The organism is Rodentibacter ratti (genome assembly GCF_002000485.1).
Lineage (GTDB): Bacteria > Pseudomonadota > Gammaproteobacteria > Enterobacterales > Pasteurellaceae > Rodentibacter > Rodentibacter ratti.
The window spans coordinates 287,970-304,880 of record NZ_MLAJ01000002.1; the positions used below are offsets into that span (position 1 = coordinate 287,970).

Annotated in this window: 14 protein-coding genes; 2 read left to right on the top strand and 12 right to left on the bottom strand. The window is 42.1% G+C overall.

Going from position 1 to position 16,911, the window contains the following annotated elements; translation table 11 throughout:
• Positions 1–98 precede the first annotated feature (98 nt).
• From pyrG to BKG94_RS02315, 7 genes are all read right to left on the bottom strand, one after another.
• Positions 99–1,733 (bottom strand): glutamine hydrolyzing CTP synthase, encoded by a 1,635-nt coding sequence (gene pyrG, locus BKG94_RS02285; RefSeq protein ID WP_077433799.1) that lies wholly within the window; start codon positions 1,731–1,733, stop codon positions 99–101.
• A gap of 226 nt (positions 1,734–1,959) precedes the next feature.
• Positions 1,960–3,249, bottom strand: coding sequence for an L-fucose:H+ symporter permease (gene fucP, locus BKG94_RS02290; protein ID WP_077433801.1), 1,290 nt, complete (start codon positions 3,247–3,249; stop codon positions 1,960–1,962).
• 45 nt (positions 3,250–3,294) lie between these two features.
• On the bottom strand, positions 3,295–3,942 hold the full coding sequence (fucA, locus tag BKG94_RS02295) for an L-fuculose-phosphate aldolase (RefSeq protein ID WP_077433803.1): 648 nt from the start codon (positions 3,940–3,942) through the stop codon (positions 3,295–3,297).
• 19 nt (positions 3,943–3,961) lie between these two features.
• The gene (gene fucU, locus BKG94_RS02300; protein WP_077433805.1) at positions 3,962–4,396 is read right to left on the bottom strand and encodes an L-fucose mutarotase; all 435 of its coding nucleotides are present in this window, start codon (positions 4,394–4,396) and stop codon (positions 3,962–3,964) included.
• 10 nt (positions 4,397–4,406) lie between these two features.
• The gene (fucK, locus tag BKG94_RS02305) at positions 4,407–5,834 is read right to left on the bottom strand and encodes an L-fuculokinase (protein ID WP_077433807.1); all 1,428 of its coding nucleotides are present in this window, start codon (positions 5,832–5,834) and stop codon (positions 4,407–4,409) included.
• A 163-nt stretch (positions 5,835–5,997) separates the two neighbouring features.
• Positions 5,998–7,767, bottom strand: a complete 1,770-nt coding sequence (gene fucI, locus BKG94_RS02310) for an L-fucose isomerase (RefSeq protein WP_077433809.1) — start codon at positions 7,765–7,767, stop codon at positions 5,998–6,000.
• Between the two features lie 226 nt (positions 7,768–7,993).
• Entirely contained in the window at positions 7,994–8,743 is a 750-nt protein-coding gene (locus tag BKG94_RS02315) for a DeoR/GlpR family DNA-binding transcription regulator (protein WP_077433811.1), read from the bottom strand.
• 121 nt (positions 8,744–8,864) lie between these two features.
• Here BKG94_RS02315 and glmU point away from each other — a divergent pair, with 121 nt between their 5' ends.
• A complete protein-coding gene (gene glmU / locus BKG94_RS02320) occupies positions 8,865–10,235 on the top strand; it encodes a bifunctional UDP-N-acetylglucosamine diphosphorylase/glucosamine-1-phosphate N-acetyltransferase GlmU (protein ID WP_077433813.1) in 1,371 nt (456 codons plus the stop codon).
• A 111-nt stretch (positions 10,236–10,346) separates the two neighbouring features.
• On the opposite strand, the gene accC is transcribed toward glmU, so the two are convergent.
• The 5 genes from accC to menB form a co-directional block, all read right to left on the bottom strand.
• On the bottom strand, positions 10,347–11,693 hold the full coding sequence (accC, locus tag BKG94_RS02325; protein ID WP_077433815.1) for an acetyl-CoA carboxylase biotin carboxylase subunit: 1,347 nt from the start codon (positions 11,691–11,693) through the stop codon (positions 10,347–10,349).
• Between the two features lie 60 nt (positions 11,694–11,753).
• Positions 11,754–12,221: an acetyl-CoA carboxylase biotin carboxyl carrier protein gene (gene accB, locus BKG94_RS02330; protein WP_077433817.1), complete on the bottom strand. Its 468-nt coding sequence runs from the start codon at positions 12,219–12,221 to the stop codon at positions 11,754–11,756.
• 311 nt (positions 12,222–12,532) lie between these two features.
• Positions 12,533–12,985: a type II 3-dehydroquinate dehydratase gene (gene aroQ / locus BKG94_RS02335; RefSeq protein ID WP_077433819.1), complete on the bottom strand. Its 453-nt coding sequence runs from the start codon at positions 12,983–12,985 to the stop codon at positions 12,533–12,535.
• 56 nt (positions 12,986–13,041) lie between these two features.
• A complete protein-coding gene (menC, locus tag BKG94_RS02340; protein WP_077433821.1) occupies positions 13,042–14,034 on the bottom strand; it encodes an o-succinylbenzoate synthase in 993 nt (330 codons plus the stop codon).
• Between the two features lie 54 nt (positions 14,035–14,088).
• The gene (gene menB / locus BKG94_RS02345) at positions 14,089–14,946 is read right to left on the bottom strand and encodes a 1,4-dihydroxy-2-naphthoyl-CoA synthase (RefSeq protein ID WP_077433823.1); all 858 of its coding nucleotides are present in this window, start codon (positions 14,944–14,946) and stop codon (positions 14,089–14,091) included.
• Positions 14,947–15,184: 238 nt separating this feature from the next.
• Here menB and BKG94_RS02350 point away from each other — a divergent pair, with 238 nt between their 5' ends.
• The gene (locus BKG94_RS02350) at positions 15,185–16,843 is read left to right on the top strand and encodes a phospho-sugar mutase (protein WP_077433825.1); all 1,659 of its coding nucleotides are present in this window, start codon (positions 15,185–15,187) and stop codon (positions 16,841–16,843) included.
• Positions 16,844–16,911 lie beyond the last annotated feature (68 nt).

The following is a 16,911-nucleotide window of genomic DNA, read 5'->3' on the forward strand; positions in this document are numbered from 1 at the left end:
ATTGCCTCACTGGCTGAATGTTGTCCTAACGGTTCTTAATAAAACAAAAAGTGCGGTTAAATTTTTAACCGCACTTTTTATCCCTTTATCGTCAAAAGTTAAGCTGATTTTTTGTGGTTTTCGTAAGCCGCTTTGACAAACCCGGCAAATAACGGGTGTCCATCACGTGGCGTAGAGGTAAATTCCGGATGGAACTGGCACGCCACAAACCAAGGGTGATTTGGTACTTCAATAATTTCCACCAGCTTTTTATCCGCAGATAAACCGGTAACTTTCAATCCTGCCTTTTCAATTTGTGGAAGTAAGACATTATTCACTTCATAGCGGTGGCGGTGACGTTCTTCGATGGTTTCTGCGCCATATAATTCACGTGCACGACTTCCCTCTACTAAATGACATTGTTGTGCCCCTAAACGCATAGTACCACCAAGATCAGATTTGTCGGAACGCACTTCCGTGTTGCCTTCTGCATCTTGCCATTCTGTAATTAATGCCACAACAGGCTGTTCACAATCACGGTCAAACTCGGAAGAATTCGCTTTGGTTAGCCCCGCCACGTTGCGGGCATACTCAATCAACGCTGTTTGCATCCCTAAACAAATGCCTAAATAAGGAACATTATTCTCACGTGCATATTGAGCGGTACGAATTTTACCTTCCACCCCACGATAACCGAAACCGCCCGGTACCAGAATACCATCCACGCCCTGAAGCACCTCTACGCCTTTGGTCTCTACATCTTGCGAATCGATATATTTGATATTCACCGATAAACGATTGGTTAAACCCGCGTGTTTTAATGCCTCATTGACAGATTTATAAGCATCCGGCAATTCCGTATATTTGCCCACCATACCAATGGTCACTTCCCCTACAGGGTTAGCTTGTTTATAAAGCACTTGTTCCCATTCGGAAAGATCTGCCTCATGGCAGTTTAAACGGAAACGATCACAGACAAAATCATCCAATCCTTGCGATTTCAATAAGGCCGGAATTTGGTAGATAGAATTCACATCTTTTAAGGAAATCACTGCACGCTCCGGCACATTACAGAACAATGCAATTTTCGCCCGTTCATTTGGCGGAATCATTCTGTCGGAACGACAAATCAACACATCAGGCTGAATCCCAATGGAGAGTAATTCTTTGACCGAATGTTGGGTTGGTTTAGTTTTGACTTCACCGGCTGTTGGAATATAAGGCACAAGCGTTAAATGCATAAATAGCGTATGTTCACGCCCCACTTGTACTGCAAGCTGGCGTAGTGCCTCTAAGAACGGTAAAGATTCAATATCACCCACGGTTCCGCCCACTTCCACAATCACTACATCGTGTCCCTGTGCCCCTGCGATCACTCGATCTTTAATTTCATTAGTGATATGAGGAATCACTTGAATAGTTGCGCCAAGATAATCACCACGGCGTTCTTTGCGTAGCACTTCCGAATAAATTTTACCGGTAGTGAAATTATTACGTTTCGTCATTTTGGTACGGATGAAACGCTCATAATGGCCTAAATCCAAATCCGTTTCCGCCCCGTCTTGTGTGACAAACACTTCCCCATGTTGGGTAGGACTCATCGTGCCCGGATCCACATTAATATAGGGATCAAGTTTCATGATCGTAACGTTTAAACCGCGTGCTTCTAAAATTGCTGCCAATGATGCCGCTGCAATACCTTTACCGAGCGATGAAACCACACCGCCTGTGACGAAAATATAATTTGTAGCCATAGGAAACCTAATTCTTTGTTGGGATAGAAATGATTATAGCTAATCATCTTACGAGACATTTCACAAAAAGTGCGGTCAAAAATTGAAGAAGATTAGCTACTAAAGACGGGACGGTAGTTTACCTTATTTATGGTGCCAACTCAACGGGAAGAGCGGAATTAAAAACAAGACTTATCCACCAAACTTATAAAAAAATGACCGCACTTTAAACGCGGCCATTTTACCTCTATTTAAGAATTTTCCACGTTCTAAATCCGTAGATAGCAATAACGACAAAGCATACTAAAGGCAAGATGAAAGAGAAGTTCACTGCTGGGAGTCCCATTACTTCACCCTGATCAATAATCATCCCTTGTAGCGGTGGCATTAACGCCCCACCTACAATAGCCATTACTAAACCAGCAGCACCAATTGTGGATTCTTCTTTTAAGCCGTTGAGCGCAATACCATAAATAGTTGGGAACATCAGTGACATAAAACCAGAGGTTAAAATTAAGCAATACAATCCCCATATTCCATCAATGAAAATCACACCAAGAATGCTAAAGAAACCGCCGATAGCAAAGAGCATTAACATAAATTCAGATTTGAGATATTTCATAAGACTGGTACTAATAAAACGGCTGGCGATAAAAATCCCCATCGCAATTATGTTGAAATTTTGACCTTCTGCCTTAGTAAAGCCTAAACGTTCTGCATATTGAACAATAAACGTCCAACACATAATTTGCACGCCAACGTAAAATACTTGTGCAATCACGCCCTCACGATATTTGGGTATCTGTATCAAACGACTGACCGCTTCTTTAAACGAAATACGATTATTGCCTTCTTCCACTCGTACTTTAGGCATTTTGTAAAGACCAATAATAATCAGCACCGCAACCACAACAAAGCCTAATACAATATATGGGTTACGAATTTCTGCTAAATCATGGGTACGAATCCCCATTTTTTCCGCTTCTGATAATGTATGGAATATCAAATTACCGGCAGCATCACGCTTATCTGACTCAAGATTTGTTAACACCAATTGAGAGGCGACAAACATCCCAGTGATAGAACCTAAAGGGTTAAAAGACTGAGCGAAATTCAACCGACGTGTGGCAGTTTGTGGATCACCCATTGCAAGAATATAAGGGTTTGCCGTGGTTTCTAAAAAAGCCAAACCAAAGGTTAAAATATAAAGTGAAATCAAGAAAAAATTAAATTCTTCATATTTTGCTGCCGGCCAGAATAAAAAAGCGCCGATAGCATAAAGAATAAGCCCTAGCATAATTCCTGCTTTATAACTATATCGGCTGGCAAAAATTGCGGCAGGAATCGCCATCGTGCCGTAACCACCGTAAAATGCAAATTGCACCAAAGCGGCTTCAGAAGCAGGGATCTCCATAACAGTTTGAAATACAGCAACCATTGGATTGGTAATATCGTTCGCAAATCCCCATAGAGCAAACAAACTGGTAATTAAAATAAAGGGAACAATAAATTTCTTTTCTAACACTTTGGCACTCATAAGATTTTCCTTATATTAATTAGTAGAGAGACACACAGAGAATCGCTATTCTTCAATGCGTAATCCATAGGTATGGAATTTTCCTAACACCATCTGCATTTGTTCATGGCTTAAAAGCGGAATATCCAAACCGGTTGCAAGCAATTTCAAATACCAAGAAGCCAATACTTCAACTTCTTGTGCAAGCCATAAGGCTTTATCAAGATTTTCACCACAAGTAATTAAGCCATGATGAGCCAGCAAAATAGCTTTACTTTTTTTGATCCCCTCTGCCACATAGGCTGCCAACTCATGAGTACCAAATGTGGCATAAGGTACACAAGGAATATGATCCGTTCCGCCTACCGCCACCATGTAGTGAATAGCCGGAATCGGTTTTTCTAAAATAGATAAACCGGCGCAGTTAAGAGAATGGTTATGCACTACTGCATCAGCTTCCGGTCTTGCTTGATAGACTGCTAAATGAAATTGCCATTCACTGGAAGGCAACTTTCCCTCTTCGTGTTTACCGTGACTATCAACATAAACAATATCTTCCAGTGTGATTAAATGATATGGCATACCAGTGGGGGTAATCAGCATACCTTCTTTGTAACGTACGCTTACATTTCCAGCCGTCCCTTGATTTAAACCTAATCGAGTCATTTCAAGGCAAGTGTCGATAATTTTTTGTGAAAGTGTTTTTCTATTCATTTTTAAGACCTCTAATTTGTTATAAAACCGGGGTAACCCCTTTTTTGATAATAATGTTGCCGTATTTTGCTATTTCGCCAGTCATCACCACGGCATAAGCATGTTTTGTTCGCTCATAGAAATCAAAGCGATCAATACGTCCAAGATTTGGCACAAAATCGACCGCACTTTGAATGGCCTCTAAGTAACGTTTTTCTACATCAGGATCTAACCTGTCGCCTTGTACTGCCTGCATCATAACAAGTGGTGCTGCCACATAAGCATCAAATTCAAATAATGGCGCAATCCCTTTTAATAAAGTCTCAATGGTAATCCCATCAGCACGCACAACATGATGATGAAGCGAGTGAGCAGGAAAATGTGCGTCAGCAAGGACAAGTTCATCGCCATGCCCCATTTCGGCGAGAATTTTGAGTAATTCAGGGGAAATAGCCGGATGAATGCCTTTTAACATGAGATTTCTCCTATTTATTTGCTAAATTGAACTGAGGATAAATACGTCTGCGTTGCGGTTGCATCGCCTTTTGTGCCGTTTCTTCATTGTCGTACACACCAACACCGACAAAAGTAAACATCGCCGCACCTAAAACGGTTGCTTCTGCGACATCAACCACATCAATCGGTAACCCTAAAACATCGGCACGAATTTGGTTCCATAATGGATTTTTTGATCCACCACCAACACAAAGCAAACTCTCTGCTTTAAAATGACTCACCTGTTGTAGCACAGCCAATCCCTGTTTAAGCTGATTCGCCATGTAATAAAGCGCTGCACGATAGATCTCGCCACGAGAGGTAAACATAGAAAGCCCCTCTATCCGCCCTTGTCCAAGTTGATTAAAAACGCCCTGAAAATCGACCTCACTTTTACTTTCCTCGGTAGCCATGGCTTCTGTAATCATCGTTGGATAATAACTATCAGTGCCATATACATCTGCAAATAACAGTTTTCCAAGCCATTCCATAACACCGGATCCCACCCATTGCACTGCGGGGTTGAAGCAATTCCGTTGAACATCGAATTCTGTCGTCAGCCCTTGTGAAACAAAATCAAATTGTGGCTGTGCATATTGCGTACGAGCCATCAAAATTTCCCAAGTACCGGAACTAAGCACAGGTTGATTTAATCCTGCCCCTGAACCAAACACGGCAAATTGTGTGTCGTGTCCACAGGCGATGACCGGAATACGCTTTAGCCCCCACTTCATAGCAAGTGAAGGAATAAGATCACCCACTTTTTCACCCGCATAGCGCATTGGTGGAAAATGGGATGAGGTAAGCCCAAGCCATTGCAAAATGTCTTTGTCCCAATCACCGGTAGCGAGATTTGTCATCATTGATGTCCCCGCCATAGTGTGATCGGTGCTCCATTCCCCCGTTAAACGTTGAGTTAGCATGGAAGAAATGAACACGAATTTATCCATTTTTTGGAAAATTTCCGGTTCATATTCTTTTAACCAAAGCAGCTTGAATAAAGTATTAAAACTGTATTGTCCGATGCCATTACGTTGATAAAGCGCTTTAACATCGACCAATTGATCCAGTTTTTTCATTACAGGAAGGGTGCGTGGGCATTTCCAAGAAATAATCGGATAAAGTTGCTGACCATGGCGATCAAAAGGTGCCCCATCTACCCCAAATGTCGTCACAGAAATGCCAACAATCTCTGCTAAATCAATATGTTGTTCTTTTAATTGTGCAATAGTTAGATCCGCACAATGAGATAATTTCTGCCAGATTTCTTCAAAATCCCAAATATGATAATCAGCAAATTTGATATCCGGTTGGGTATTGTTCACCATATGATAGGAGGCCAAAATTTCGCCCTTATCGCTCATCGCAATAGTTCGTAAATTGGTTGCACCGCAATCAAAGATCAGTACGATAGGCATAAAAACTCCCCTAAGATTGAGAAAAGTGCGGCTGAAAAAGACATCGATTTTTACTCATAAATCACTAAAGTGATTTATTCGCTCCTTTGGATTTTGTGACCGCACTTCAATATGGGTGTTGATTGAAATGGTGGCACACACAGAAAAGTATGTGCCATTGCTATTATTTATAAAGTGGACCGAAGTTTTGACAGGCTCGATAATCCTGACCTTCTTTATCTTGCCCAAACCCATTCCAAGCACTTGGACGGAAGATATTGCGTTCTTCAACGTTGTGCATACAAACCGGAATGCGTAACATAGAGGCTAGAGTAATAAGATCCGCACCAACGTGTCCATAAGTGGCGACACAGTGGTTCGCCCCCCAATTAGCCATCACGGAATAGACATCAGTGAATGCCCCTTTACCGGTTAAACGAGGCACAAACCAAGTGGTCGGCCAAGTTTCATTAGTACGCTTGTTGAGAATATCATGTACCTGTTCCGGTAAATCGATTGACCAACCTTCTGCAATTTGCAATACCGGTCCTAAGCCTTTGATAAGGTTAATACGATGCATGGTAAACGGCATGCCACCTTGAGTTAAAAATTGGGAAGATAAACCACCGCCACGGAAATATTCATGCACCGCTGGGCACCAACGAGTGTGCGCTAGGCAACGTTTTCCGTCCTCTTCAGTCACTTCCCAAGCCGGTTTAATGGTTGGGTTACCATTTGCATCTTTATGTTTACCTGTACCATCAAGTGCAGCAGAACCAGAATTAATTAAATGGATAAAGCCACTTTCCGGTTTCCAACCCGTTACACGTTCAACGGATTCTGGGCTCCAATAAGTACGCACATCAGCAAAAATCTGTGCCTGACCGGTGAGTTGATTGCCAAACAACATACATACGGCATTCAAACTATCGTTTTCAGTGGCAAGAATATAAGGTGGGCGAACGCCGTTCCAATCATAAGTAGAATTGAGCATCGCCTCCATAAAATCACCGTTTGGCAGATGATCCGTCCAATGACGCTGACCTTGGAACCCAGCAGCAATAGCATTATGTCCTAAGGCTTCTTCAGCAAAATTCAATTTCGCCAGTTTTGGATTCCCCACCATCAAGTCACGCGTGATAATGCTCATTTTCACTACGTTTTCCCAAAGTTCGGCACGCTCTTCTAGTGTACATTGATTTTCCTGACTATTTACATCAATCCCCTCTTGGCAATATTGTTTTACCCAAGAAAGTGCTAAATCCACTTCTTCTTGATCATAAATTTTGCGATCTAAACGACGTTTGATTTCCGTCATATCGACATATTCGTTACGCATACCAAGGTATTCTTGGAAAAATTGTTGGTTCACAATTGAACCTGCGATTCCCATAGAAACAGAACCAATAGATAAATAGGATTTTCCTCGAAGAGTAGCAACAGTAAGACCGGCACGGGCAAAACGTAACAGTTTTTCTTTTACATCTTCCGGGATATTCGTATCATTGGCTTCTTGAACTTCGGTTCCATAAATTGAGAAGGCGGGTAAACCTAATTGGGAATGGCCGGCTAATGCAGCAGCAAGATAAACCGCACCGGGACGTTCTGTGCCGTTAAACCCCCAAATCGCTTTCGGCATATGCGGATCCATATCAATCGTTTCAGAACCGTAGCACCAACAAGGAGTGACAGTAATCGTTAATCCGACATTTTCACGTTTGAATTTATTCGCACAAGCCGCCGCTTCAGCAACACCACCAATACAGCTATCAGCAATCACACATTCAACAAAAGAACCGTCTGTATAGCGGATATGGGTTTGCAACAAATCGACAACAGATTTCGCCATACGCATGGTTTGATCTTCTAATGATTCACGTACTCCCATACGACGACCATCAATAGTTGGGCGGATACCGATTTTGATACGATTAATTTGAGTGGAAGATGTCATAATCGTGTTTCTCCTATCATTTTTAATTCATATTGAAATCCCAGATAAGCAATTTATCTGCTTAACTTGAAATTATTTTTGAATAAAAAAATAGAAGAAGATAGAAGGGAAAAACAGTTGATTTCAAATTTGTGAAAAGGATCACAATAATCGGTCATTTTTAAAGAAAAACAATGCCCGATCGTTACTTAAACTTTCAAAAAACGGGCAATTCGGTCATTATTTATTATAAAACGGTCACAATATCGTTTTTTTCACAATAGGTTTGGAGAGTTTCCGATAAATCGGCATCACTAAAAATAGTATTAATTTTGCTCAATTCGGTTAATTGTATGAGGCTTTTTTTCTCAAATTTAGAATGATCCGCCAAAAGATAAGCATGTTCTGAGGCCTCCATCATTTTACGCTTTAAAGAGGCATTTAATTCATTGGATTCCCAAATATTTCCTTGGTTATCAATACCTGAACAGGAAAAAATAGAAAAGTTAATGTGCAGACGTTGTAATAAATATTCTGATAATGGCCCGTAAAATGCTTCATATTTTGATGAATAAACCCCACCGGTGACAATGGTTTTGATATTAGGTTTATTCACCAATGCGTTGATATTAAGCATAGAATTCGTCACCACAGTACAAGGAATATCCGGCATTAAATGAGCAAAATACCAACTTGTGGAACTTGCATCCAATCCAATCACTGCATTCTCATAGAGTAATTCAAGGGCATTTTTAGCAATATATCGCTTTGCCGTTGCATTGATGTATCGCCGAGCCTGAAAAAAAGAACCAAGATCAGTAGTTTTATGACTTATCGCACCGCCATGCGTACGATAAAGCAATCCTTGTTTCTCAAGCCGATTAAGATCACGCCGAACGGTTTCAACGGATATTTCACACTTTTCTGCCAATTCAATCACCGTGGCTTTTCCCTGTTGATTAACCCATTGCAGAATCATCTCATCCCGATTACGCATATTCACCCCAAATCGCTCAAAAATTGTCTCATTATAGAATTTTTAAGAAAAGATAAACAGCTTATCATCCTAGTATTTCTAAGCTAAAATACCGTCAATTTTTAATGACAAGAGATATTTTATGACAAACAAAACTCGAAGTGCGGTCATTTTGGCGGCAGGAAAAGGCACCCGTATGTATTCCGATTTACCCAAGGTGCTACACACCGTGGCTGGCAAGCCGATGGTCAAGCACGTGATTGATACGGCAAATTCATTAGGGGCCGAAAACGTGCATTTAATTTACGGACATGGTGGTGAATTAATGCGTGAACGTCTTGCCAATGAAAAGGTAAATTGGGTCTTACAAACCGAGCAACTCGGCACAGCACATGCGGTTCAACAGGCTGCGCCTTTTTTTAAGGATAATGAAGATATTGTCGTACTTTACGGCGATGCGCCACTGATTACAAAGGAAACCTTGGAAAAACTGATTGCAGCGAAACCTGAAAACGGTATTGCATTACTTACGGTAAAATTAGACAACCCAACAGGTTATGGTCGTATTATTCGTGAAAATGGCCGTGTGATCGCTATCGTTGAACAAAAAGATGCCAATGCCGAACAATTAAACATTCAGGAAGTGAATACCGGTGTCATGGTTTCCGATGGGGCAAGTTTCAAAAAATGGCTCGCACGCGTGGGTAATAATAATGCTCAAGGCGAATATTATTTAACGGATTTAATTGCCCTTGCAAACCAAGATGGCTGCCAAGTTGTTGCGGTTCAAGCAACAGATATGATGGAAGTGGAAGGGGCAAATAATCGCCTGCAATTAAGCGCACTTGAACGCTACTATCAACGTAAACAGGCAGAACGTTTACTGTTAGCCGGTGTGATGTTGGCAGATCCGGAACGGTTTGATTTACGCGGCACCCTTGAGCACGGTAAAGATGTGGAAATTGATACCAATGTGATTATTGAAGGTGAAGTGCGGTTAGGAAATCGGGTGAAAATCGGTACGGGCTGCGTATTAAAAAATGTGGTAATTAGCGATGATGTGGAAGTGAAACCTTACTCCGTGTTAGAAGACTCCAGCATTGGCGAAAAAGCGGCAATTGGTCCGTTCTCCCGTTTACGTCCCGGTACAGAATTAGCCGCAGAAACCCATGTCGGCAACTTTGTAGAAATCAAAAAATCCCTTGTGGGTAAAGGCTCGAAAGTCAACCATTTAACCTATGTGGGCGACAGTGAAATCGGTTCAAATTGTAATATTGGGGCTGGCGTGATTACCTGTAATTATGATGGTGCCAATAAATTTAAAACCATTATCGGTGATAATGTCTTCGTGGGTTCCGATACACAATTAGTCGCCCCGGTGGCAGTTGAAGACGGCGCAACCATCGGCGCAGGTTCAACCATCACTCGCAATGTTGGCAAAGATGAATTGGTAATAACCCGAGTACCGCAACGCCATATTCAAAACTGGCAACGTCCGGTGAAAAAGAAATAGATGAAAATCCCACTTTTGTGGGATTTTTTTATGATAAGTGCGGTTGATTTTCCATTTATTTTTAAATATTTCATACCCGATAAAAAAAGCTCACTAGTGTGAGCCCTTTAATTAATCATGTAACCCTAATTTTTTCTCAAGGTAATGAATATTGGTTCCACCTTTTTGGAAGTTTTCATCTTCCAAAATCATCTCATGTAATGGAATATTGGTTTTAATTCCGTCAATGATGGTTTCGGCCAAGGCATTTTGCATACGACGAATCGCCACTTCACGTGTATCACCATAAGTAATCAATTTTGCGATCATAGAATCATAATGCGGAGGCACAGTATAACCGCCATATACGTGGGAATCCCAACGCACACCAAAACCGCCCGGTGAATGTAAGTGAGCGACTTTACCCGGTGATGGTAAGAAAGATTTTGGATCTTCCGCATTGATACGACATTCAATGGCATGACCTTTCACTTTAATATCTTCTTGTTTGAAAGATAGCGGTAAACCTGCGGCAATGCGTAACTGCTCTTTCACCAAATCCACCCCGGTAATCATTTCTGTCACAGGGTGTTCCACCTGAATACGGGTATTCATTTCGATGAAATAAAACTCACCATTCTCATATAAAAACTCAAATGTACCTGCGCCACGATAACCGATTTCCACACAGGCATTGGCACAACGGGAACCGATATCTCGGCGAAGTTCTTCAGTGATGCCCGGAGCCGGTGCCTCTTCTACGACTTTTTGATGACGACGTTGCATTGAACAATCACGTTCTGCCAAATACACGGCATTACCATGAGTATCCGCCAATACTTGAATTTCCACATGGCGTGGATTTTCTAAGTATTTTTCCATATACACCATATCATTATTAAAGGCTGCTTTCGCTTCAGCTTTGGTCATCGCAATCGACTCTTCTAGCGCCTCTTCGTTACGTACAACACGCATACCACGACCGCCGCCACCGCCGGAAGCTTTAATAATAATTGGATAACCGATACGTTTCGCAATTTCTTTATTTTTGGCAATATCGTTTCCCACAGGACCATCAGATCCCGGCACACAAGGTACACCGGCTTTTTTCATAGCCTTAATGGCGGAAACTTTATCGCCCATTAAACGAATCACATCCGCTGTCGGTCCGATAAAAGTGAAACCTGAACGTTCTACTTGCTCGGCAAAATCCGCATTTTCAGATAAAAAACCATATCCCGGGTGAATGGCATCGGCTCCTGTCACCTCTGCAGCAGCAATGATTGCCGGAATATTCAAATAGCTTTTTGCTGAAGGTGCCGGACCAATACAAACTGTTTCATCTGCCAATAACACATGTTTTAAATCACGATCTGCTGTGGAGTGTACCGCAACGGTTTTAATGCCTAATTCTTTACATGCGCGCAAAATGCGTAATGCAATTTCACCACGGTTGGCAATCACAACTTTTTCTAACATAAGAAATTCCACTTGTTAAAAAATGGCGGATAAGTCCGCCATTTGGGATAATTGATAGGATTATTCAATAACGATCAATGGTTGATCAAACTCAACCGGTTCGCCATCATTTACCAGGATTGCTTTTACCACGCCGGCTTTGTCCGCTTCAATACGGTTCATCATTTTCATTGCTTCAACGATACAAAGTGTGTCTCCTACTTTAACTGATTGTCCGACGTCAACAAAGGCTTTCGCTTCCGGACTTGGGCTACGGTAGAATGTTCCTACCATCGGGGAACGAACTTGATGACCTACAACTTCTTCAGAAACCGCCGGTGTAGCAGATGGCGCTGTTGTATTGACAGGAGCTGGGGCCGGTGTAACAGTCGGTGTAGCCACAGGTTCAGCATATTGCACTGCTGCCGGCACCACAGCAGGTGCGGCACGGCTAATACGAACCGTTCCCTCTTCTTCTTGAACTTCTAATTCAGTGATGCCTGATTCTTCCACGAGCTCGATCAGCTTTTTAATTTTACGAATGTCCATACGTTTTTCCTAAAATAATGAAATTTTTAACCGCACTTTCGTGACAATGCACGGTATTATGTCACCCATGCACAAAACTGGGATTTCAACAAAATGTAGGGACACACTGCGTGTGTCCGTTTAATATTGAAATAACTTGATACTGTAACGGACACACGCAGTGTGCCCCTACGGAAGCCTCCAAACCAGCTTTATGCAACAGCGCACAAAAGTGCGGTCAGTTATAAACCGATTTTTAATCGGGCAAAGATTACCCTAAATTGATCTAAATTGCGATAAAATTCTATAAATTTCGGTAAAAATACCGTATTTTATTGCTTTCTTGCTAAAAAATCCAAGGCAAATAAAAAGGCAAATTCATAACCTTTCGCCCCTAATCCGCAAATCACCCCTTCCGCCACATCACTGAAATAAGAATGATGACGAAACGGCTCACGTTTGTGGATATTAGACAAATGAATTTCCACAAAAGGGATTGAAACCGATAATAAAGCATCACGCAATGCCACGCTGGTATGCGTGTAAGCAGCAGGATTGATTAAAATAAAATCCGTTTTTTGAAAACTTTGATGGATTTGTTCAATCAACTTTTCCTCACTATTAGCTTGGAAGCAAGTTAATTCAACATGGTGCTGCGCTGCCAACGCCTTTAGATTCGATTCAATGGCGGCAAGTGACAAACTGCCATAGTATTTTGGCTCACGGGCGCCCAACATATTTAAGTTCGGGCCATTTAGCAACAAAATTCGGGATTTTTGCGACATTTTCTCTTCCTTTACGGTTATGCATTATACTGATTTTTCAACAAATGGTGGTCGAATCAGATAATCCTTGTAATCAATTCAGAATCCAAATCAATAAGCGGTAATATTGAGCCCTTCCACGGACGCAATACTTGATAATCCATTAAATCCAGCGTATCTAACCCCGGGGTGACATTTGGCGTATATTGTTGTGCTATTCGTGCCAGTTGGGTTAACCCAAGACTACTTTCAATACTGGAACTGATCACCGCTTTTAAACCTAATGTGTGCGCTTGTTTGATTAATTCAATACAGCGTTCAAGGGAACCAATTAATGTCGGTTTAATCACAATGGCGGCCAAGTGTGGTTCTTTTTTAAGCTGAAAATCGCTTTCTCGTAAGGATTCATCCCAAGCAATGGCAATCCCTGTTTGCGCTGCAAATTCACGGCTTAATTCAGGGGTTTTGCAAGGTTCTTCCAAAAATTGAATTCTAGCCCGATGAGACGTTTTTATTTTGGAGGCAAACAACAAGGCTTTCTCAAGTGTCCAACGGCGATTGGCATCAAGGCGTAATTGTAGATCGGGGATCGCCTCTAAAAACATATCCGCAATCAATCCGTCTCGGTTGGCTTCATACATCCCCACTTTGATTTTCGCCACTTTCTCACCGGAAATCCCCGCTAATTCTTCATAAAGCTCATCGGGGTCGCCATAACACAAGGGAGCGATATGATAATTTCCCGCTTCATTCAGTTTCTCTTTTAGCTCCGCCAAGGCACAGCTCAAACCAAAAGCGACGGAAGGATAAAGCCCGTCAAGTGAACATTTTTCATCACGACTGCGGGCAACATCCCAATCGGCAAGCCATTGTATCGTTTGACTTTGCGCCATCTCTAAAGATTCTTCACTAAATCCCAGTAAGGGGGCAATTTCCCCCCAACCTTCGTTATCTTGGCATTGAATCCGCACAAGCAACCCTTCACGGCGTTTTAAAAAGCGATCTCGCAAAATAAGTTGGCTATCAACAGGAATGGAATAACGATAAAGATGATATTGTCGAATTGTCATAAATTTTGCTTACAAAAAGTGCGGTTGAAATTAACCGCACTTTTGGTTGAATAATTAAGGATTACGTCTGAATTTGCTGAAGTCCGGCGCACGTTTTTCGTTGAAAGCGTTGCGACCTTCTTGACCTTCTTCTGTCATATAAAACAACATGGTGGCATTGCCTGCCAACTCTTGAAGACCTGCTTGACCATCACAATCCGCATTTAATGCGGCTTTCAAACAACGCAATGCTATCGGGCTGTTACGTAGCATTTCACGACACCAACGCACTGTTTCTTTTTCAAGATCCGCATAAGGCACAACAGTATTCACTAAGCCCATATCCAAGGCTTCTTGCGCATTATATTGACGGCATAAGAACCAAATCTCACGGGCTTTTTTCTGACCGACCAAACGAGCCATATAGCTTGCCCCCCAACCGCCGTCAAAAGACCCGACTTTCGGCCCGGTTTGACCGAAAATAGCATTATCTGCCGCAATGGTTAAATCACATAACATATGCAATACATGACCACCGCCAATGGCATAACCAGCCACCATTGCCACCACCGGTTTCGGGCAAGTACGAATATCCCGTTGGAAATCCAATACATTCAAATGATGTACGCCGCTTTCGTCTTTGTAACCGCCGTAATCCCCACGAATTTTTTGATCGCCACCGGCACAGAAAGATTTTTCACCCTCACCGGTTAATACGATGACCCCGATTTTTTCATCAAAACGCGCATTAGAGAAGGCGTGGATCATTTCTTTAACGGTTTGTGGACGGAAGGCATTACGCACTTCAGGACGGTTAATGGTGATTTTGGCGATACCATCGGTAGATTTATGATAGCGAATATCGGTATAACCTTCACTATGATCGACCCACTCAACAGGTGCATAAAGTACATCATCTTTTGGATTTTGCATGGATATTCATTCCTTTTAATTAACAAAAAGTGCGGTCATTATAGCGGAAGTTTTTCCAATCGGGAAAATGAAAATTTATTCCCTGTTTATCTCTAAAAATAAATACACTTTTCAAGCAACCGATTATATGAGCAAAAAATGTTAAACAGATCAAACTTTCGGTAAATAAACCTTTAAGATTTAATTGTTTTCCGCTAGTCTATCCAAGGTATTTCTTTCAACTTAAGAAGGTGAAATTATGGCAACTCTTTTTGATGTAGCACAAAATTGGTTAAACCAAGATCCTGATTCGGAAACTCGTGCAGAATTGACCGCACTTTTAACAGCGGCAAAATCCGGTGATGAAAAAGCAAAAGCGGAATTACAGACCCGTTTTGACGGTCGTTTACAATTTGGTACCGCCGGTTTACGCGGCCCTTTACAAGCTGGCTCTATGGGAATGAACCGTGTATTAGTCGCCCAAGCTGCCGGCGGTTTAGCCGATTTCTTAAAAGACTACGACAAAGAACCTTCTATTGTGATTGGTTATGACGGTCGTAAAAATTCTGATGTGTTTGCACGTGATACCGCAGAGATCATGGCGGGTGCCGGGGTGAAAGCCTATTTATTACCACGTAAATTACCAACTCCGGTGTTAGCCTATGCGATTCAATATTTTGATACCACCGCCGGAGTAATGGTGACTGCAAGCCACAATCCACCGGAAGATAACGGCTATAAAGTGTACCTAGGAAAAGCGAATGGTGGAGGGCAAATCGTTTCACCTGCCGATAAAGAAATTGCCGCATTAATCGACAAAGTGGCAGCCGGCAGTATTCAAGATTTACCACGCAGCGATGATTATATCGTGTTAAATGATGAAGTGATTGATGCTTACATTGCGAAAACCGCCTCTCTTGCCAAAGAGCCACAATGTGACATCAACTATGTTTATACTGCAATGCACGGCGTAGGCTACGAAGTGTTAAGCAAAACACTCGCCAAAGCCGGTTTACCACAACCACACATCGTAGCCGAACAAGTTTGGCCGGATGGTACTTTCCCAACCGTGAACTTCCCTAACCCTGAAGAAAAAGGGGCGTTGGATTTAGCCATTAAAGTGGCGAAAGAAAACAAGGCGGAATTTATTATTGCAAACGACCCTGATGCCGACCGTTTAGCCGTTGCCGTACCGGATGCGGAAGGAAACTGGAAAGCCTTGCACGGCAATGTGGTAGGCTGTTTCTTAGGCTGGTATTTAGCCAAACAATATCACGTCCAAGGTAAACAAGGGATATTGGCATGCTCTTTAGTGTCCTCTCCTGCCCTTGCCGAGATCGCCAAAAAATATGGTTTCCAATCGGAAGAAACCTTAACCGGTTTCAAATATATCGGTAAAGTTCAAGGCTTACTGTTTGGCTTTGAAGAGGCGCTCGGTTATTTGGTTGATCCCGATAAAGTCCGTGATAAAGACGGTATTTCAGCGGCGATTATATTCTTAGACCTTGTCCGCAACTTGAAAAAACAAGGTAAAACCTTAGCGGATTATGCCGATGAATTCACCAAAGAATTCGGTGCCTATGTAAGCGGACAAATTTCTATTCGTGTCAGCGATCTTTCCGAAATCGGCAAATTAATGACCGCACTTCGCACCACTCCGCCAAGTGTTATCGGTGAGGTGAATGTGGTACAATTTATCGACCACACAAAAACTGATCGTCAAAGTGATATTCTCGTATTTGTGCTGGAAAACGGTTCACGTTTAATCGTCCGCCCTTCCGGTACCGAGCCAAAAATTAAATTCTACTTAGACGCGCGTGGTACAGATCCACAAAATGCCGACCAAGTGCTTGCCGAGTTTGATGAAGGAGTACGCAACATTCTTCGTCAAGAGGCTTATGGCAAACAAGATTGCTAATTTATAAACAATCACCTAATGAAAGGAGATGCGATTTGGCATCTCTTTTTATTTGAATAAAGGAATGA

Bases quoted from the DNA above. Each gene is read 5' to 3' on its own strand.
- accC (WP_077433815.1), bottom strand. From the start codon at position 11,693: ATGTTAGAAAAAGTTGTGATTGCCAACCGTGGTGAAATTGCATTACGC.
- pyrG (WP_077433799.1), bottom strand. From the start codon at position 1,733: ATGGCTACAAATTATATTTTCGTCACAGGCGGTGTGGTTTCATCGCTC.
- fucP (WP_077433801.1), bottom strand. From the start codon at position 3,249: ATGAGTGCCAAAGTGTTAGAAAAGAAATTTATTGTTCCCTTTATTTTA.
- fucA (WP_077433803.1), bottom strand. From the start codon at position 3,942: ATGAATAGAAAAACACTTTCACAAAAAATTATCGACACTTGCCTTGAA.
- menC (WP_077433821.1), bottom strand. From the start codon at position 14,034: ATGACAATTCGACAATATCATCTTTATCGTTATTCCATTCCTGTTGAT.
- accB (WP_077433817.1), bottom strand. From the start codon at position 12,221: ATGGACATTCGTAAAATTAAAAAGCTGATCGAGCTCGTGGAAGAATCA.
- BKG94_RS02350 (WP_077433825.1), top strand. From the start codon at position 15,185: ATGGCAACTCTTTTTGATGTAGCACAAAATTGGTTAAACCAAGATCCT.
- fucI (WP_077433809.1), bottom strand. From the start codon at position 7,767: ATGACATCTTCCACTCAAATTAATCGTATCAAAATCGGTATCCGCCCA.
- menB (WP_077433823.1), bottom strand. From the start codon at position 14,946: ATGCAAAATCCAAAAGATGATGTACTTTATGCACCTGTTGAGTGGGTC.
- glmU (WP_077433813.1), top strand. From the start codon at position 8,865: ATGACAAACAAAACTCGAAGTGCGGTCATTTTGGCGGCAGGAAAAGGC.
- fucU (WP_077433805.1), bottom strand. From the start codon at position 4,396: ATGTTAAAAGGCATTCATCCGGCTATTTCCCCTGAATTACTCAAAATT.
- BKG94_RS02315 (WP_077433811.1), bottom strand. From the start codon at position 8,743: ATGCGTAATCGGGATGAGATGATTCTGCAATGGGTTAATCAACAGGGA.
- fucK (WP_077433807.1), bottom strand. From the start codon at position 5,834: ATGCCTATCGTACTGATCTTTGATTGCGGTGCAACCAATTTACGAACT.
- aroQ (WP_077433819.1), bottom strand. From the start codon at position 12,985: ATGTCGCAAAAATCCCGAATTTTGTTGCTAAATGGCCCGAACTTAAAT.